Genomic DNA, 18,028 nt, shown 5'->3' on the forward strand with positions numbered 1-18,028 from the left:
TGGAGCGGGCGATGGGAATCGAACCCACACCATCAGCTTGGAAGGCTGAGGTTCTACCATTGAACTACGCCCGCGCAACTCAAAGCTGGACAACCAGCCACCCCAGCCCACAAGCACCCAGGTGGCGTTAATTTGGTGGAGGGGGGAGGATTCGAACCTCCGAAGGCAGAGCCGTCAGATTTACAGTCTGATCCCTTTGACCGCTCGGGAACCCCTCCGACATAACCGACAATCATCCAACAAACGTCTGCCGGCGTCAAGCTGAATCGTTCGCTGCTGCGCACGTCTAGACAGCCTGACTAAAGGCTGCTAATCCTAATCCCTGTGCGGTGGAAACGCAAATGAATTTTCAGTGGTCGCGCCGCCTTTGTGGCCCTGCTATCAGCAAGGCGTGCATTCATCGGACCTTCGATGTTTTCCCGGGCAAACCCGGCAAAGTACCATGGCCCGATTGCCGAAACAGCTGACATCCACGCTGTCCGGCATGTACTTCCCTGATAGGCTTTCACAGCAAGCCAGCTGACGGCATTCCCTGCCAGCCCACATTGATCTGTCACTCGTATCGTTCACTGGAGCATATCATGCAATTCATGCGGTTTGGCGCCCTGGCTACCGAATCCGGTTACCGCTTCCGACTCTGGAGCACCCGCGCCCGGGAGGCTGCCGTGGTGATTTACAATGATCAAGGCCAGGAGCAGCAGGTGCATGCCATGGACGCACAAGGTGCGGGCATCTTCGAGGCGGATATCACTGGCATCACGCCAGGTGCGCGCTACAAGTTCCGGCTGGATGGATCAGACCTGCCGGACCCTTATGCGCGATATCTGCCCGACGGGGTGCATGGGCCGGCCGAACTCTTCGCCAGCCAGTATCGCTGGCAGACGGCAGACTGGCGGGCACCCGCGCCGGATGCACTCGTCATCTACGAGCTGCATGTGGGTACCTTTACCCCGGAGGGCAGCTATGCCGCGGCCCGGCAGAAGCTTCCCTGTCTGCGCGAACTTGGCGTCAATGCCATCGAGCTGCTACCCCTTTCCAGCTTTCCCGGGACACGGGGCTGGGGTTACGATGGCGTGGCGCATTTTACGCCCTATGCCGGATATGGCACGCCGGATGAGCTGCGGGCCTTCGTGGATGCTGCCCATGCCCACGGTCTGGCGGTAATACTCGACGTGGTTTACAACCACTGGGGTCCGGATGGCAATTATCTCGCCGCTTATAGCCCGGAATACTTCACGGACGCCCATCATACGCCCTGGGGCAACGCCCCCAATTTCGACCAGGCCCGTTCCGAATTCATGCGCGCCTATGTGCTTGAAAACGCCCGCTACTGGCTGGAGGAGTTCCGCTTTGATGGATTGCGCCTCGATGCCACGCATACGATCCAGGATGACAGCCCGGTACATATCCTGAAGGAAATCGCGCAGATGGCGGCGCAATTGCCTGGTGACAGATTTCTGATTGCCGAGGATGAACGCAACTGGCCCGGCATCGTGCGGGAATATGGGCTCAATGGCGTCTGGGCGGATGACTTTCATCATCAGGTCCATGTATTGCTGACGGACGAGCAGGATGGTTACTATGCCGATTACCCGCTGGACATCGGCAGCCTCGCCCGGGTCATCGAGCGTGGCTGGCTGTATGAGGGGCAGTTTGCGCCACATCTTGGGAAAGCCCGCGGTGAGCCGGCCGGGGACCTGCCCGCCGCCGCGCTGGTATACTGTCTGCAGAATCATGATCAGGTCGGCAACCGGGCCTTTGGCGAGCGTCTGAATCAACTGGTGGATCTGGAAAGCTACCTCGCTGCCTCGGCCTTGCTGCTCTTCCTGCCCTATACGCCCTTGTTGTTCATGGGACAGGAATGGGCCGCCAGCACGCCATTTCAGTATTTCACGGACCACAACCCCGAACTCGGGGCGCTGGTAACGGCAGGACGACGCCGGGAATTCGAGCACTTTGCCGCCTTTGCCGACCCCGCGGCAGCGGCACGCATTCCCGACCCGCAGGCTGATACCACCTTCAGGAACTCGGTCCTGCGCTGGGAGGAGCGCGATCAGGCCTCGCATGCAAGGGTGCTCGCCTTATACCAGCGGCTTCTTGCCCTGCGCCGCGAGGACCCGGTGCTCCGCCATGGTGATCGTCGACAGATGGCAGCCGGCCTGATCGGGAATGAGGCGCTCTGGATACATCGCTGGCATGACGGTGAGCATCGGTTGCTGCTATTCAATCCCGGAGAGCGGGCAGTCGAAACCACGATGCTGCTGCCCCTCCAGAAATCCTGGAATCTGCTCCTGTCCACCCACCCGGCGGACGATCTCCCAGACAAGTTCGCCGGCAGGCTGCCGGCACGCGCCAGCCTGATGCTGACCGCCACCGACCAAAAATAAACAGGAGATACGCTGTGACGGAAAAACAGCCGGACCAGACACTGGATCAAGGTATCGATGGCTTATGCCGGCCCGAACGCCTGCCGACCAGCACCTACCGACTGCAACTGACACCCCAGTTTGGTTTTGCCCAGGCGCGCGCGGCACTGGAATACATCGCCGCCCTTGGCGTGAGCGAAATCTACACCTCGCCCTATCTGCAGGCCCGCGAGGGCAGCACGCATGGCTATGATGTGATCGATCACAACCGGATCAATGAGGAACTGGGCGGGGAATCTGCCTACGAGGCGTTCACGGACGAGATCCGCCGGCTGGGAATGGGGCATGTGCTGGACATGGTGCCCAATCACATGGCCATTGCCACCAATGAGAACACCTGGTGGCAGGACGTGCTGCAGAATGGCGAGAGCTCGATCCATGCCGATTACTTCGACATTGACTGGCATCCGCTCAAGCCGGGGGTGCAGGGCCGCGTGTTGCTGCCCATTCTCGGCGACATGTACGGCAATGTGCTGGAACGCGGCGAACTTCAGCTGGAACGTCAGGGCGGGGCGTTTTTCATTCGCTACTATGAAAAGCTCCTGCCGGTGGCGCCGAAGTCGGTGATTCCGATACTGGAAAAGACAGTCGAAACCCTGGCAATCAACTCGCCGGAGGACGACCAATACCTCGATGGTCAGGAACTGCAGAGCATCATCACGGCCCTCCGCAACCTGCCTTCAAGGGATGAGCGCGATCCATCCCGCATCGAGGAGCGAAACCGCGAAAAGGAGGTCATCCGCCGGCGCCTGGACACCCTGTTCGAGCAGTCGGCGACGATTCGCAGCGCCGTAGACAGGGTCGTTGCGGAATATAACGGCAGGCCCGGCGATCCACATAGTTTCGATCTGCTGGACTGCCTGCTGGGCGAGCAGAGCTACCGCCTGAGTTTCTGGAAGGTGGCGACAGAGGAGATCAATTATCGGCGTTTTTTCGATGTCAATGACCTTGCCGCACTCAGGATGGAAGACCCCCGGGTGTTCCAGGCCACGCATGCACATATCCTGAACCTGATTGCCGCCGGCAGGATCACCGGACTGCGCCTGGATCATACCGATGGCCTGTATGCGCCCCGGGCCTATTTTCAGCGTCTGCAACTCGAAAGATGCAGGCAGTTGCATGGCGGGGATGATCCAGCATTCATGAAGCGCATGCAGGAACGACTGGAAGAGGAACAGGTTCCCCGGATTCCCCGCCCATTGTATCTGCTGGTGGAAAAGATCCTGGAGCCCGGCGAGCATCTGCCAACGCGATGGGCCATTCATGGCACCACCGGTTACGATTTTCTCAATGCCGTGGGTGGGCTGTGGGTGGACCGGAAAGCCGAGCGCTCGCTCAGCGCCACCTATCGTCGCTTCACCGGCGTCACGGAAAGCTATGAAGACATCGTCTACCGCAGCAAGAAGCAGATCATGCGCGGCAGTCTGGCCAGCGAGATCGCCGTGCTGGCGCATGCCCTGAAACGGCTTGCGGAAAACAACCGGCGCTCGCAGGACTATACGCTCACCAGTCTGACGGCGGTCATCATCGAGACCATTGCCTGCTTTCCGGTATACCGGACCTATCTGGAAGAAAACGGCCGCCGCGAAGAGCACGACGACGAATACATCGAACAGGCGATCGAGGCCGCCAAGCTGCGCAATCCCGGCATCAACACCTCGATCTTCAACTATCTGCGTGACATGCTGCTGCTCCGGTTTCCGGACAATGTCGAGGATGTCCAGCGCCAGGAACAGATCCGCTTCGCACTGAAGTTCCAGCAGGTGACCAGCCCGGTGATGGCCAAGGGTGTGGAAGATACCACTTTCTATGTCTATAACCGGCTCGTGAGCCTCAATGAAGTTGGCGGTGATCCCGGGATATTTGGCACTTCTCCGGCGGAATTCCACGCCGGCAATCTTGAGCGCCTGCGGATCTGGCCGCTGTCCATGACCAGCACCGCCACCCATGACACAAAACGCGGGGAAGACATGCGGGCGCGCATCAGCGTGCTTTCGGAAATGCCCGCCGACTGGCGCGGTCTGGTCACACACTGGAACCGCATCAACCGCAATGCCAAACGCGAGGTTCAGGGCCAGCCGGTTCCCAGCAACAATGATGAATACCTGTTTTACCAAACGCTGCTGGGTGCCTGGCCCATGGAGGGCTTCGACGGCAATTCGCCCGACTATGAAAGCTTCGTCGAACGCATCGACGCCTACATGCTCAAGGCCGTGCGCGAGGCAAAGCGCCGCACCGGCTGGATCACCCCAAACGAAGCCTATGAACAGGCCCTGCAGCAATTCGTGCAGAAGGTCCTGAAAAACCCGCGTGGCCGGTTTGTGCAGAGCATGCAGACAGTGGTCAGACGACTGGCAAGCTACGGCGCCTGCAACTCCCTGTCCCAACTACTCCTGAAGATGGTGACGCCCGGCGTGCCGGACTGCTACCAGGGGAGCGAACTCTGGGATCTCAACCTGGTGGATCCGGACAACCGCAGACCCGCGGATTTCGAGCGTCGCAGACAGCTCCTGCAGGAAATCCAGGCAGGTCTGACGGACCGGCGCGCGCTGGCCCGAAACCTGCTGGAGCGTTTCGAGGACGGCGCAATCAAGCTGTATGTCATCAGTACGGTGCTCAACTTCCGGCGCGAGCATCCGGATCTGTTCCTGTTTGGTGACTATCAGCCGATCCGTACGGGTGAGCATGTCCTGGCGCTGGAACGCATCCATGGCTCCGAACGCATCATTGCCGTGGTGCCCCGCTTTGCCTTGAAGCTCACGGAAGGCGAAGCGGCCTGGCCGCTGGGCGAGGTCTGGGGCAATACAGTGCTCAACACCCCGGTGGCTGGTCGCTATGAGAATCTCCTTACGGGAGAGCAACTGGATTCCAGTGACAGCCATGGGCTGCCCATGGCGGAAATCTTTGCCCACTTCCCGCTGGCCCTGTTACGGCACCAGACCGTCTGACCAGGGATGGCTCTTACCCTGGTCGAAAGACCACGCGGGCGCGCAGAGAAAGGCCATTTCTCCGGGAGCACTCTCACCATGGCGATGGCAAAGCATCAGGTCACTGAACTGAAGCCACAGCGCGGCTGGCGTCGCCTTGGCAGCCCCAAAACCGGATTTCGCTACGTCAACGCGCGCGGCGAGCCCGTGCGCGCACCCGCGCATCTGCAGCGGATCCAGTCCTTGCACATCCCACCGGGCTGGCGAGACGTGCGTATCTCGCCCAGCCATAAGGCACGTCTGCAGGCCACAGGTTATGACAGCAAGGGGCGCAAACAATATATCTATCACCCGGACTACGTCGCCACGCAGAATCGACAGAAGTTTGCGCGCTTACTGGAACTGGCCGAGGCCCTGCCGCGGATGCGGGAGACGACCAATGCCCACCTGCACGAAACAGGACTACCGCGCGAGAAGGTGCTTGCCGCGGTGCTGCGGCTGATCAATGAAACCTACTTTCGCATCGGCTCCGAGCGTTATGCCCGTCAGCATCGCACCTTTGGGATCACCAGCCTGCGCAAGCGGCACTGCCGGATCGAGGGCAATCACCTGGTCTTTGCCTTCCGGGGCAAGCACGGGGTGGCGCAGCGCCGGATCGTCACCGACGCACTGCTGGTCGGCATCATCGCGGAGTTGTTGAAATTGCCTGGTCCCTATCTGTTTCAGTACGTCGATCCGGAAAAAGGCATACAGCGCGTTTGCGAAAAGGCCGTCAACAGCTACGTCAGGCAGGTGCTTCATGCGGACTGCACCGCCAAGGATTTCCGTACCTTCGGTGGCAGCCTGCTGGCTGCCCGGATTCTGGATGGGCTTGGGCCGCCGGAATCCGACAAGGATGCCAGACGCAAGATTGCCAGCTGCATCCGCCAGGTAGCCGAGCGCCTGGGGAATACCCCCGCAGTCGCCCGCTCTTCCTACATCCATCCGCAGGTGCTGGACAGCTTCCAGGCTGGCAGGACCCTGGGCGCCTTTCAGCCCCGGCGCCGCCGGCTGCGTCGGGTGGATGGCCGACAGTCCGGGCACTATCCCGAAGAGCTCGCCTTTCTGGCATTGCTGCGGGAATGCGCAGCCAACTCCGGGCAGGATCATACCGGTACCCAGGGCTAGCACAGCATGATCTAGCGGTTGAGGAACTCCGCCAGGGGTGCCAGCGCCGGAATCCGGTTGGCAACGATCTTCAGCACGACGAGGAAGGGCACGGCGATCAGCATGCCGGGAATGCCCCACATCCAGCCCCAGAGCATCAGGGCGAGAAAGATGATGACCGGGTTGAGTGTCAGCCGCTGCCCAAGCACCAGCGGCGTCACAATCTGACCCTCCAGGGTGGCCAGACTCAGGAAGGTGATGGGCACCAGGGCTGCATGAGCCAGACTGTCAAAGGACAGGATGGCTACCAGCGTGAGCACCACCAGGTTGACGCTCGCACCGAGATAGGGGATGAAATTCAGCAGGGCCACCATGCCTCCCCAGAGCGCGGGATTGGGCATCCCCAGCAGGAACATGGCAAGCGCCGTGGCCAGCCCCAGTCCGGCATTGATATAGGTGATGGTGAACAGGTAGTGAGAGACTTCCTGCTCGATGGCATGCGCCATGTCAACAGCGCGCACCTTGTCCCTGAAGCGTGGTAGCACATGTACCAGCTTGCGCAGGAAAGTGTCACCCGAGGCCAGCAGGAAATACAGGAGAATCAACGCCGTCACGCCATTGAACAGCAGGTTCTGGGTACTGGCCAGTACGGTCTTTGAAAACCCCGTTTCCTGAATGACGACGGGCATGGGTTTCCTGCCATTTTCCACCTGAGCCATGCTGGAAACCTGCTGCGTTGCCGCCTGCACCCGCTCCACTGGCTTCTTGAGCTTGCGGATCTTGACCTCCAGACTATGCAGGGTCTGTGGCGCGTGCTGCAGCCAGCGTGTTGCCGGGTCGACCAGTGAATAAGCCCCGAGCCCGACGCTCAGCACCAGCAGCAGCACGATCACCGCTGCCCCGATCGGTGGTGCGATACCAGCTCTCCGCAGACCACGCACCGCCGGGGACAACACCAGCGAAAACAGGATCGCAAGCGCTACTGGCAACAGCAGGGAACGCGCAAAATACAGGGTATAGAAAACCGCCAGCAGGAAGAGACCGACCACCGCAACGCGCACTGGATCAAAGCGCCGCCTTTCATAACGGACCTCAACTGGGCCAGGATGTCCGTCATCCCCCATTTTCCCCTCCCCCCGTCTGAGGACTTCGTGTATTAGGATGTTCATGGACGAGTTGTGGCATAATGCGCAAACGATTCTAGGGTTTTCGCAATGCTTCGGAGACTTGCATTAGCAGGATGCGCCGGGGCTACAAAAAAGCTCAAGCCACAGGAGCGCTGTCCATGAGAAAAAGAAGTCAGGTGCTGGTTTCACTCCTGCTGATCCCGCTTGCACTGGGTGCTTGCGATCGACAGGAAAAGGGACAGGAGCGACCCTTTACCAGCACGGAAAACAAAACGGCCCCTGCGCGTCAGGCACCTGTCAGCGGCCTGCCGGACTTCACGCGGCTGGTCAAGGAGGAAGGCCCGGCCGTAGTGAACATCAGCACACTGATCACCGCCCCGGAAAGAGCCCCCATGACAGGCCTGCCGCAAATGCCGGGCGGTCCTGAATCGGATCCCTTCTTCGACTTCTTCCGCCGCTTCATGGACCCTGAAGAAGCACCACCCACCGGACCCAGCCAGTCACTCGGATCAGGCTTCATCATCAGTGCCGATGGTTATATCCTGACCAATGCCCATGTGGTGGCCAATGCCGCCGAAATCACCGTCAGGATGACCGACGAAAAGGAATACCGGGCCCGGCTCATCGGCAGCGACAAACTGACCGACGTTGCCTTGCTGAAAGTGGATGCCAAGGGATTACCCACCGTAAGGCTCGGGAATATCGACAAGGTCCAGGTCGGCGAATGGGTGGCTGCCATCGGCTCCCCATTTGGCTTCGACAACAGCGTGACGGCCGGTATCGTCAGCGCCATCGGCCGCTCGCTGCCCACTGAAAACTATGTGCCCTTCATCCAGACCGACGTGGCGGTAAACCCTGGCAATTCCGGCGGCCCGCTGTTTGACCTCAACGGCAACGTCATCGGCATCAATTCACAGATATATAGCCAGACAGGTGGCTATATGGGCCTTTCCTTTGCCATCCCGATCAACGTTGCGCTGGACGTGGCGAATCAGCTGCGAGAGCATGGCAAGGTCACCCGCGGCCGGCTTGGCATCGCCATACAAAGTATTACCCCCGAACTGGCCCGTTCCTTCAATCTGCCGGACAACGATGGTGCCCTGGTCGCATCCGTCGAGCCTGGGAGCCCCGCCGAGCGGGCTGGCCTCATGACCGGGGACGTGGTGCTTCAATACAATGGCGAGCCCATCAAGAGCGCCAACGAGTTGCCCCGCATGGTGGCGGCTAGCAAGCCGGGCAGCAAGGCCATCCTGGATATCTGGCGCAAGGGTCGCAAGATCCGCGTCAACGTGACGGTGGGCGAGATGCGCGCTGAAACCCAGGCCCAGCCAATGCGTCCACCCGTGGAAAGCAATCCGCTTGGTTTGGGACTGCAAGAACTGCCGCCCGAACAGAGCCAGCAGTTGGGCATTCGTGGTGGCCTGCTCATCGAGCGGGTGGAGGGAGCCGCGGCGGCTGCAGGTCTCCAGCGAGGCGATGTGATTCTTGCCCTGAACAATACCGGGCTTCAAACACTCGAACAGTTTGGCCAGCTCATCAGCCAACTGCGCCCGGGACAGACCATCGCCTTGCTGATCCAGCGTGAAGGTAACGCTTTGTATGTGCCGATCACCATTCCAGGTGGCAAGCCTTAAGGCTGTCACAAGCGTGGAGGGCATGCAGCCATTGGCCGCCCCAGATGCCAGTGTACAGGCGCACAACCAGGGTCTGCCATGGATCCTGCTGCTGGGGCTCTGGCTCACCGGCATCCAGACCGCGCAGGCACACACCTATCTGCTGGCATCCCGGCCAGCTGCCGGCAGCATTCATGCAACAGCCCCGCAGCGCTTCGTGCTGCGTTTTCAGACCCCGGTGGAAAACCGCTTCAGTCACTATGTGCTCGTGCACCAGGGCAAAGCCACACCCTTGAAGCCCGACCATCGAAATGACCATGGCAGCATCAGTGGTCCACTCCCAAACCTGAGCGCCGGCAGCTATCAACTGCGCTGGAGTGTCATGGCACGCGATGGGCATCGGCAGGAAGGGAGCATCCCTTTCCAGGTTCGCTAGGTGGCGGACGCCCACCTGCTCGACGGCATGCTCGGGCGGGCACTCGATTATGCCGGGCTCGCGCTGATTGCCAGCCCCGCTTTATGGCAGGTGCTCACGCGCTCCGCCGGACCGCATCGGCGGCTGGTACTCGGGGGCACGCTCAGCGCCACTGCCGGCGCGCTGATCAGCCTGCACGCCGTCACCCTGATGGCCTTCTCGCCATTTGTGCCGGACAACAGCTCCGCGCTCGAAATTGCCGAGCTGGATCTCGGCCTGGGTGATTACCATCAGGTGCTCAGCAGCAGCGCCTTTGGCAAGGCCTGGCTTCTCCATGTGCTTACCCTCCTGGCGGCAGCCCTGATCAGTGGACATGGCAGGATGACATGCGCAAAAGCCTGGACATCCCTCATCCTGGCCGGCATCTCCGCAGCGGGCCTGGCGTTCATGGGACATGCCGGCGAATACGGCTGGCAATCCTGGCTTTACATGACAGACCTGCTTCATCTGGGCGCGGCTCTTACCTGGCTTGCTGGCTTGAGCATGCTCACTGTCGACCGGCTGGGAGGCTACGGGCAAATTGACCTACCGGCCATTGGACGGTTTTCGCGACTTGCAGGCTGGTTGATGGCTGGCGCCATGGCCAGCGGATTGCTGCGGCTCTATTTACAGGGTGTTTCGCGCACTGCCCTGCTAGAGGATATCTATGGCTGGGTTCTCGCTGGCAAACTGCTGGCCCTTGTGAGCGTCCTGCTCAGCGCATGGAGCCTGCGACGCTGGCTTGCCACCAGTGAAGGCATGGGCAATCCACCCTGGCGCCGCTTTGACGATCGGCTGAGTGCTGAATTCTTTTTCGCGGCCGTCCTGATCCTCATGGCCGCCCTGCTCACTCAGCTCCCACCGCCTCCGCCCGATCCGGTTCCAGCAACGCCTCGCTACCTCCCATCCGGATGAGCAGATCCCGTAGCCGGTCAGCATCGGCCCGAGGCCGCAGATGCACCAATAGCAACATGGCGTCCCTCTCAAGAGCGCGCAGGTGCTGTGGCTTGGGATGCGATCTGCGCGTGAGGCCATAGGCAGCGCCCAGGGCTCCGCCCAGCACCACTCCAATATCCGGTCCGATCAGCTGCACCATCGACATCAGCCCCGGCGGCTGAAAGCCCGGCAGCAAACTCAGACCGATGCTGAAGGCCGCGCTCAGGACCAGTCCAAATAGCGCGCCCCGTCCTGCAAATGAGAACACACTGTCCCGGTATTGCTGTCCAAGCCCACGGAAAAAGCGGTGCTTGAGTCTCTCGGCCATTGCCACATCGATCAGATCACGCGGCACGCCCTGGTGCACCAGTTCCGCGACCGCCTGCTTCACCGCCTGCTCGGAATCGAAGAACACGGATAAGGTATAGGTATCCCGGTGAGCCGGATAGTCGGCATTCATGCCCCCCTCCTCAGCGCCTGCAGTTCGGCCGCGGTCCAGGGCGTGCTCCGGGTATCCAGCTCCTGGCGCAGGCGCTTGACCAGCTCCACGTCCACGGGTCCGCCCTTGTTGCCGCCCATGCTGCGGACATGCGTGGCCACGGCGGCGATTTCCGCATCGTTCAACTGATCCTTCCAGGCTGGCATCGCGCCATTGAAAGTAGCACCACGCACTGATATCGAACCCTGCAGTCCATTGAGCAGAATGCGCACCACGGTTTCCGGATCGCCCTGCACCCACTCGGAACCGACCAGCGGCGGGAAAGTACCCGGCACCCCCTGGCCATTGGCCTGATGACAGCTTGCGCAATGCGTCGTGAACACGGTTGCGCCGGATACCTGCTGGGGAACAGCCTCCTTGTGCGCCCCAGCACCCGGGGTAAGGTAACCAAGATGTGGTGTCACGCCGAACTTGCCATAGTGATTGCCGAAGTAGAATCCGCCAGTAAACACAGTGAGCACGACGGCCGCCCACAGCCACCAGGGGCCAGTGTGTCCGGCCTCTGCAGGTTCTTCGGCCTCCCGTAACAAGGCCCGGTGGATCTTGAGTGCCGAAACTTCTTGCGCTTGCGCACGTTCCTGATCCCGTGCCATGGCCGTCTCCCTAGCGCGCCTGAGGTGCCTGTGTTGCCGGCTGAGCAGCTTCGCTGGTTGCTTCGGTGGGCTGCTGCTCCTCTGGCGGCGGATAGGTGTGATTCAGGGAAAGCAGATAATTCACCAGGGCGACAGCCTCGGGTCTGGCGACGACCACCTTGCCCACGGGTGCAAATTCCGCAGGCACCTTGACCACGGTATCGCCGGGCGCAGCCCGGTCCTTCAAAGCAAAAAGATAGGGAAAGGAAGGCATGATGGACCAGGGTACCAGGGCCCGGGGCTGATACAGATGCAGCAGCTGCCATTGCGGGTCCGGCAGACGCGCCCCGACATTCATCAGATCCGGGCCGGTGCGCATGGTACCCAGCAGATGCGGTTGATCGTAATAGTAATCCGCCGGCACCGAGGGCCGTCCCCAGCCACGCTGCGCATCCGTGGTAATCGCCAGATCACGCACCTGCTGCGAGTGGCAGTAGACACAGCCGTTCTGAACGTAGACCATGCGCCCCTTGGCCTGCTCCGCCGTATAGGGCTTGAGCTGCGCCGGCGGCTGAACCTGGCCCAGCAAGGCCTTGGGAATGGCCACCAGGACAAGTGCCGCGAAGGTCACAGCAGCCACGGCACCTAGCAGCAGCACCAGGATGCGGCTCATGCGCGCCCCCCTTCCCGCAGCGATGCTTGCGCAGGCTCCCGCACGATGATGGGCTTGATCTCATAGAAAGGCGGCATGACGTGCACCGGCCCCTTGCGCGTGAGCAGCAGATAGACGTGATACATGAAAATCAGGTGCCCGAGACTGATCATCAAGGCGGCCCCGCTGCGGATCCAGAGATAGGGCAAGGTTGCCTCCACCGCCGCCTGGAAGGGCTTGGCTGGATCCAGCAGGTTCAGGCCCTGCAGGACACCGCCGATCCCCAGCGCCACCACATAGATCACCATGCCCAGGGCAGTCAGCCAGAAATGCCAGCGGATCAGATGCATGCTCGGCCATTCATGGCCGACCAGCCGGGGCAGCATGTAATACAGCGCCCCGAACAGCGTAAAGGTCACGAACAGATAAACACCCACATGCGAATGCGCGATCGTCCAGTGGGTGAAGTGCGTGGTCCGGTTCACTTCCACCAATGCCGTCATGATCCCCTGTAAAGACACCGCCGTGTAGGACATCGCTGCCAGGACGATGAAGGTGAGCGCCGGCGAATAGCGCATCGCGCCGAAGCGGCCCACCACCGTCATGTGCTGGTTCACGCCCACGGCGAGCACCGGGATGAACATCATAATACTTGCCGTGATGGAGGTTGCCAGCATCCAGCTCGGCATGGGCCCACCAATGAGGTGATGCATGCCGTTGAGGGAATAAAAGAAGGCCAGAGCCCAGAAACCAAGCAGCGACAGCCAGTAGGAATAGATGGGGCGGCCAATGATCTTCGGGATCAGATAATAGATCACGCCAAGATTGATGGTGGTCAGCCAGAGACCCAGGGCATTGTGCGCGTAAAACCAGTTGACAGCCGCGGACTCCACACCCCAATAGATGTTCAGATTGGCAATGGTGAAGATCAGCGGAAACCAGACAAAGGAGGCGGAGACATACCACACGGAAACGTAGAGGTGCTTCACCTGGCGTTTCATCAGCGTGCGCCAGATGGCTGCACCCACCAGCACGCCACCCAGGATCAGCAGCGGGTCGGCGACATAGCGGCTCATCTCCAACCATTCCAGCCCATCCGTGTGACCCATGAGCAGCATGAGGATGCCAGTCAGCACACCGATGTTCCAGATGATGATGCCCGCAATCGCCAGATTGGCCCATTGCAGCGAGGTTCGCAGCAGTCGTGGCATCATCCATAACGAGACCCCGAACATGGCGGTCGAGGCCCAACCATAAACCATGGCATTCAGATGCGCGGGGCGCACCCGGCCAAAAGTCAGCCAGTCCGGTTGTGCCAGCCAGTCCGGGAGATTGAACTTGAGGCTGGTGACATCGCCGAGGATGGTCCCGACCAGCAGCCAAGCCAATGACAGATAGACCGTGAGCAGTACCGGCCGTCTTGCCGATGCATCGAACCGGGCGGTCTCTTCCACATCTTCCCGGATCTGGGCACCGTTCAGGGCCTCATTTTCTCCAGTATTGCCGCTCGAGCCCTCATGGTGTCCGGTGATGGTCGAGCTCATTCCGCACCCCCCCATTCCCCCCGATGCGGTTCAATCAATTCGCCATGACTCGCCCGGCGTTCCGCCTGCTGGGCGCTGGTCTCCCAGGGCCGGCGATATTGCAGGTCGCCGGCATCGAAAGGCAGCATGGCTTGCTCGTCGAGGGATTCAAACTGGCGGGAAACAAGGCCCCACAACAGGAATGCCAGGGCGGTGATGCCAAGCCCCGCAGTCAGAAGGATGATCGTGAATGAACCATATAGCATCGGCATAGCCCCCACAATCCTGGCCCAAAGAAAGGATCACCCAAGTGGGGAATTCAGGCCCATTGCCTGAAGGCTGCTCATCAATCCCCGCAGCTCATCTCAACAGGAATCTAGTCCTGATTCGGGAGAACTTAATCCGACCAAGGTTCGAAAGCGGCCGTGCAGGGCTTTCAGCAAAAGAAAAAGCCCGGCATCATCGATGCCGGGCTGTCCGGAAACAATTCGGATATCTGCCGCGAGATCCTTTAGACGCTACTCCACGCCACGACTGCGCAGGTAATCATCATAGCTGCCCATGTAATCGATGATCCCTTCATCGGGATTGATTTCCAGAATCCGCGTCGCCAGCGAGGAGACGAAGGAGCGATCGTGGCTGACGAAAAGAAGGGTGCCGGGATAAGCCTCCAGCGCCGTATTCAGGGACTCGATGGATTCCATGTCCAGGTGATTGGTCGGTTCATCCATGACCAGGACATTGGGGCGTTGCAGCATCAGCTTGCCAAACAGCATGCGCCCCTGCTCGCCACCCGAGATCACCCGCACCGACTTCCTGATCTCGTCCTTGGAAAACAGCAGCCGCCCCAGGGTGCCGCGAATGGTCTGCTCGTCGGTGCCAGGCTGGCCCCACTGGCTCATCCAGTCAAACAGTGACATATCCTCGGCGAAATCCGCCGCGTGATCCTGAGCGAAATAACCGAGCTTGGCATTTTCCGACCACTTCACCACCCCGGCATCCGGATCCAGATCACCGGCCAGACAACGCAGCAGGGTCGTCTTGCCTGCCCCGTTTGGACCAATGATCGCCAAGCGCTCGCCCGCTTCCAGCATCAGATTGAAACCTTCGAAGAGCGGCTTCTCGCCATAGCCTCTGGCAAGCTCCTCCACTTCCAGCGCATTGCGATAGAGCTTCTTGTCCTGCTCGAAACGGATGAATGGATTCACCCGGCTCGACAGCTTGATGTCTTCCAGCTTGATCTTCTCGATCTGACGCGCTCGCGAGGTCGCCTGCTTGGCCTTGGAGGCATTCGCGGAAAAGCGGCTGACAAAGCTCTGCAGCTCGGCAATCTGCGCCTTCTTCTTGGCGTTGTCCGCCAGCAAACGCTCACGGGCCTGGCTTGCTGCCGTCATGTACTCGTCGTAATTGCCTGGGTAAATCCGCAGTTCCCGGTAATCCAGATCCGCCATGTGCGTGCAGACGCTGTTCAGGAAATGACGATCATGGGAGATGATGATCATGGTGCTGTTGCGCTGGTTGAGCATGTCTTCCAGCCAGCGGATCGTATGAATGTCGAGATTATTGGTCGGCTCGTCGAGCAGCATCACGTCCGGATCCGCAAACAGGGTCTGGGCGAGCAGCACGCGCAGCTTCCAGCCCGGCGCCACCGCGCTCATCAAACCGTGATGCTGCTCCAGCGGGATGCCCACGCCCAGCAGCAGTTCGCCAGCGCGTGATTCTGCGGTATAACCATCCAGCTCAGCGAAGCGGACCTCCAGCTCCGCGACCTGCATACCATCCTCCTCGCTCATCTCCGGCAAGGAATAGATCCGGTCACGCTCGGCCTTGACCTGCCACAGTTCGGCATGCCCCATGATCACGGTATCGAGCACCGTGTATTCCTCGAAGGCAAACTGGTCCTGGCGCAGCTTGCCCAGCCGCAGATTGGCATCGAGCGACACGGTGCCCGAACTGGGCTCCAAATCGCCACCGAGGATCTTCATGAAGGTCGACTTGCCGCTACCATTGGCTCCGATCAGGCCGTAGCGATTGCCGTCGCCGAACTTGACGGACACATTTTCAAACAGGGGCTTGGCCCCGAACTGCATGGTGATATTGGCTGTAGATAACAAGGTTTTATCCGGAAGAGAATCAAGGGAGGGCAGAGGCAATGCGCCACGCGGGCATCTCGCCCGGCCCATGTTCAGGGCCTGGGAGCATCATGGCAGGGCACAGATCCCTCGGGAGTCTGAAAAAAAGCTGCCTGACCCAGTCAGGCGGCTTTGCATCTGGAGCTGGCGACAGGAGTCGAACCCGCGACCTGCTGATTACAAATCAGCTGCTCTACCAACTGAGCTACGCCAGCGAAACGGCAATTTTAAGCCAGCCAAGGCCGTAACGCAATTGCGGCCCTATACGGACGACATTTCCGCTAGAACCGCCATACCCTGCAACACGAGATCCGGTACATGCCGAATCTCGCCTGTGTCCGGCGCATCATTCAAAAAGCCTGGAGCCCCGCCGCCGGTGATCAGCACCTGCGCCCCAGGCAGACGGGCCAGTGCCTGCCGCAAAGCAGCATTCACGCCAGCACGGGTCATCTGGCGCACCCCCTGATACATGCAGGCCAGGGTACTCTGTCCAAACTGCAGGTCATCCAGGAGTGGCGCTTCAGCAAGGGAAAGTCCCGGCAGTTGCGCGGTGAACTGTCCAAGAGCGTCCAGGCAGATCTGTTCACCGGGCATGATCAGCCCACCGACGAATATCCTGCCCTGCTCCAGAAGATCCACAGTGACAGCCGTTCCCATATCCACCAGCACGCAGTCCTGGCCGGGGATGAGGTGACTCGCCGCCAGCAGTTTGCAGACGCGGTCAAAACCGAGACTGCCGGGTGGATCATAGCGCAGCTCGATCACCGAGCTCGCCAGCCTGGCATCGAGCAGATGCAGCACCGGTGCGGACGACACCTGGCCCAGGCAGGTCGTTAGTTCTTCCAGCACATGTGGCACAACACCACCTAAGTATAACTCGTCCACACCCGACAACCCCGAATCGGCAAGCAAGGTCTTGCACAGCTCGGCCGCAGAATCCCTGGTGGTGGGATAAACATGACAGGAAAAACCATCCTGCCGGACCAGCGCCAATACCGTACTGGTGTTGCCGACCTGAAGCAGGGCAGTCTGAGTGTGTTTATGTACCAAGCCGAATCGATACCTCGCCCGAATGTACTATCCGCGTCGCCCCGCCGAAATCCACCCTGAGCTGCCCCGACTCATTCACACCAAGGGCAAGCCCAGGTTCATCTCTGCCTGGATGCAGCACTTTCACAGGCTGGTTACGAAGCAGATCCCAGCGCTCCCAGCGGGCATGGAAGGCAGCAAAACCCTCCTCGCAAAACTGCTGATGCGCCTGCAGCAGTGCACGGGCCAGCAGGCCGGCCAGCAGATTCCTGTCCAGTGTAAGGCCAAACGCTGCCTTCAGACTCGTCCAGGGCTGGTCGATGGCTGGATTGGGGGTTTCAGCATGGACATTCACGCCAATACCCACCACCAGGGCACAAGGGCCCTCGAACTCGCCCTGGAGCTCGCAAAGCACACCGGCAAGCTTCCGGCCTTCATGAAGAATATCGTTCGGCCATTTTATCCCATGATCTGTCGCGCCCAGATGAGCAAGCACTTCGGCAAGCACCAAGCCCGCCACCAGCGTAAAGGGCGCGAGCGCGCTTGCTGGCGCATCAAAACGCAGCAGCATGGAAAAGTACAGATTCTGGCCCCAGGGCGAAGACCAGGAACGGCCTCGCCTTCCTCTCCCTCCCGATTGTCCTTCGGCTACTACAATGGTTCCATGGGCCGCGCCGGCCCGGGCCATTTCCAGCAAATGGCCATTGCTGGATTCCAGCATGTTGTGCACCAGCACCGACGCAGGTGATACAGAATCAGGGAAGGCCAGCGTGGCAATGGCCTCGGCATCGAGCGGCATATAAGGAAAGGAAAGGCTGTATCCCTCGCCCACCCTGTGTTGAACCGGGACGCCCTGCGCCACCAACTGCTTGATCGCCTTCCAGACCGCCGTTCTACTGACGCCCAGGCACCTGGCGAGTTGAGTACCGGCGTGTGGCTGCTGGGAGAGGGATTGGAGGATGGCTTGCTGGAGATGGGAGGGCATGGCGGAA

General features: G+C 60.5%; 15 protein-coding genes and 3 tRNA genes. 6 read left to right on the forward strand and 12 right to left on the reverse strand.

The features are described 5' to 3' along the window. Positions 1-74 (reverse strand) — tRNA-Gly (locus WOB96_RS12245). A 59-nt stretch (positions 75-133) separates the two neighbouring features. After that, positions 134-218, reverse strand: a tRNA-Tyr gene (locus tag WOB96_RS12250). A 363-nt stretch (positions 219-581) separates the two neighbouring features. On the opposite strand from WOB96_RS12250, the gene treZ reads away from it, so the two are divergent. The 3 genes from treZ (at position 582) to WOB96_RS12265 (ending at position 6,520) form a co-directional block, all read left to right on the forward strand. After that, positions 582-2,387 carry a malto-oligosyltrehalose trehalohydrolase gene (gene treZ, locus WOB96_RS12255; protein WP_341371579.1) on the forward strand — a complete coding sequence of 602 codons (1,806 nt, stop codon included), beginning with the start codon at positions 582-584 and terminating at the stop codon, positions 2,385-2,387. A 14-nt stretch (positions 2,388-2,401) separates the two neighbouring features. Next, positions 2,402-5,374 carry a malto-oligosyltrehalose synthase gene (gene treY / locus WOB96_RS12260; RefSeq protein ID WP_341371580.1) on the forward strand — a complete coding sequence of 991 codons (2,973 nt, stop codon included), beginning with the start codon at positions 2,402-2,404 and terminating at the stop codon, positions 5,372-5,374. A gap of 78 nt (positions 5,375-5,452) precedes the next feature. After that, entirely contained in the window at positions 5,453-6,520 is a 1,068-nt protein-coding gene (locus tag WOB96_RS12265; RefSeq protein ID WP_341371581.1) for a DNA topoisomerase IB, read from the forward strand. A gap of 11 nt (positions 6,521-6,531) precedes the next feature. On the opposite strand, the gene WOB96_RS12270 is transcribed toward WOB96_RS12265, so the two are convergent. After that, positions 6,532-7,623: an AI-2E family transporter gene (locus WOB96_RS12270; protein ID WP_341371582.1), complete on the reverse strand. Its 1,092-nt coding sequence runs from the start codon at positions 7,621-7,623 to the stop codon at positions 6,532-6,534. A 161-nt stretch (positions 7,624-7,784) separates the two neighbouring features. Between WOB96_RS12270 and WOB96_RS12275 the strand changes: the two genes are divergently transcribed. The 3 genes from WOB96_RS12275 to WOB96_RS12285 are packed head-to-tail and all read left to right on the forward strand — an operon-like array spanning position 7,785 to position 10,608. Beyond that, on the forward strand, positions 7,785-9,260 hold the full coding sequence (locus tag WOB96_RS12275; protein ID WP_341371583.1) for a DegQ family serine endoprotease: 1,476 nt from the start codon (positions 7,785-7,787) through the stop codon (positions 9,258-9,260). 22 nt (positions 9,261-9,282) lie between these two features. Further along, on the forward strand, positions 9,283-9,675 hold the full coding sequence (locus WOB96_RS12280) for a copper resistance CopC family protein (protein WP_341371584.1): 393 nt from the start codon (positions 9,283-9,285) through the stop codon (positions 9,673-9,675). Beyond that, complete coding sequence (locus WOB96_RS12285) at positions 9,676-10,608, forward strand: CopD family protein (protein WP_341371585.1); 933 nt, start codon at positions 9,676-9,678, stop codon at positions 10,606-10,608. Here WOB96_RS12285 and WOB96_RS12290 read toward each other — a convergent pair. The 9 genes from WOB96_RS12290 to WOB96_RS12330 all read right to left on the reverse strand — a co-directional run. Then, positions 10,541-11,089: a hypothetical protein gene (locus tag WOB96_RS12290; protein ID WP_341371586.1), complete on the reverse strand. Its 549-nt coding sequence runs from the start codon at positions 11,087-11,089 to the stop codon at positions 10,541-10,543. The two genes, WOB96_RS12285 and WOB96_RS12290, sit on opposite strands and share 68 nt — an antisense overlap. After that, positions 11,086-11,721: a c-type cytochrome gene (locus WOB96_RS12295; RefSeq protein ID WP_341371587.1), complete on the reverse strand. Its 636-nt coding sequence runs from the start codon at positions 11,719-11,721 to the stop codon at positions 11,086-11,088. The genes WOB96_RS12290 and WOB96_RS12295 overlap by 4 nt, the downstream gene beginning before the upstream one ends. A 10-nt stretch (positions 11,722-11,731) precedes the next feature. Beyond that, complete coding sequence (locus tag WOB96_RS12300) at positions 11,732-12,373, reverse strand: cbb3-type cytochrome c oxidase subunit II (protein ID WP_341371588.1); 642 nt, start codon at positions 12,371-12,373, stop codon at positions 11,732-11,734. Beyond that, positions 12,370-13,896 carry a cbb3-type cytochrome c oxidase subunit I gene (locus WOB96_RS12305; RefSeq protein WP_341371589.1) on the reverse strand — a complete coding sequence of 509 codons (1,527 nt, stop codon included), beginning with the start codon at positions 13,894-13,896 and terminating at the stop codon, positions 12,370-12,372. Before WOB96_RS12305 ends, WOB96_RS12300 begins: the two co-directional genes overlap by 4 nt. Continuing rightward, positions 13,893-14,147, reverse strand: a complete 255-nt coding sequence (locus WOB96_RS12310) for a hypothetical protein (protein ID WP_341371590.1) — start codon at positions 14,145-14,147, stop codon at positions 13,893-13,895. The genes WOB96_RS12305 and WOB96_RS12310 overlap by 4 nt, the downstream gene beginning before the upstream one ends. A gap of 246 nt (positions 14,148-14,393) precedes the next feature. Beyond that, a complete protein-coding gene (locus WOB96_RS12315; RefSeq protein ID WP_341371591.1) occupies positions 14,394-15,989 on the reverse strand; it encodes an ABC-F family ATPase in 1,596 nt (531 codons plus the stop codon). 157 nt (positions 15,990-16,146) lie between these two features. Beyond that, positions 16,147-16,222, reverse strand: a tRNA-Thr gene (locus WOB96_RS12320). Positions 16,223-16,268: 46 nt separating this feature from the next. Continuing rightward, complete coding sequence (locus WOB96_RS12325) at positions 16,269-17,057, reverse strand: type III pantothenate kinase (RefSeq protein WP_341371592.1); 789 nt, start codon at positions 17,055-17,057, stop codon at positions 16,269-16,271. Beyond that, positions 17,047-18,028 (reverse strand): biotin--[acetyl-CoA-carboxylase] ligase (locus WOB96_RS12330; protein ID WP_341371593.1); only part of this gene is annotated, 982 nt, incomplete at its 5' end. The genes WOB96_RS12330 and WOB96_RS12325, both read right to left, overlap by 11 nt.

The organism is Thermithiobacillus plumbiphilus, assembly GCF_038070005.1.
Classification (GTDB): domain Bacteria; phylum Pseudomonadota; class Gammaproteobacteria; order Acidithiobacillales; family Thermithiobacillaceae; genus JBBPCO01.

Excerpts from the sequence above, each read along its gene's own strand:
- treZ (WP_341371579.1), top strand. The coding sequence starts at position 582 with ATGCAATTCATGCGGTTTGGCGCCCTGGCTACCGAATCCGGTTACCGC.
- WOB96_RS12275 (WP_341371583.1), top strand. The coding sequence starts at position 7,785 with ATGAGAAAAAGAAGTCAGGTGCTGGTTTCACTCCTGCTGATCCCGCTT.
- WOB96_RS12295 (WP_341371587.1), bottom strand. The coding sequence starts at position 11,721 with ATGGCACGGGATCAGGAACGTGCGCAAGCGCAAGAAGTTTCGGCACTC.
- WOB96_RS12300 (WP_341371588.1), bottom strand. The coding sequence starts at position 12,373 with ATGAGCCGCATCCTGGTGCTGCTGCTAGGTGCCGTGGCTGCTGTGACC.
- WOB96_RS12290 (WP_341371586.1), bottom strand. The coding sequence starts at position 11,089 with ATGAATGCCGACTATCCGGCTCACCGGGATACCTATACCTTATCCGTG.
- WOB96_RS12305 (WP_341371589.1), bottom strand. The coding sequence starts at position 13,896 with ATGAGCTCGACCATCACCGGACACCATGAGGGCTCGAGCGGCAATACT.
- WOB96_RS12265 (WP_341371581.1), top strand. The coding sequence starts at position 5,453 with ATGGCGATGGCAAAGCATCAGGTCACTGAACTGAAGCCACAGCGCGGC.
- WOB96_RS12270 (WP_341371582.1), bottom strand. The coding sequence starts at position 7,623 with ATGGGGGATGACGGACATCCTGGCCCAGTTGAGGTCCGTTATGAAAGG.
- WOB96_RS12280 (WP_341371584.1), top strand. The coding sequence starts at position 9,283 with ATGCAGCCATTGGCCGCCCCAGATGCCAGTGTACAGGCGCACAACCAG.
- WOB96_RS12310 (WP_341371590.1), bottom strand. The coding sequence starts at position 14,147 with ATGCCGATGCTATATGGTTCATTCACGATCATCCTTCTGACTGCGGGG.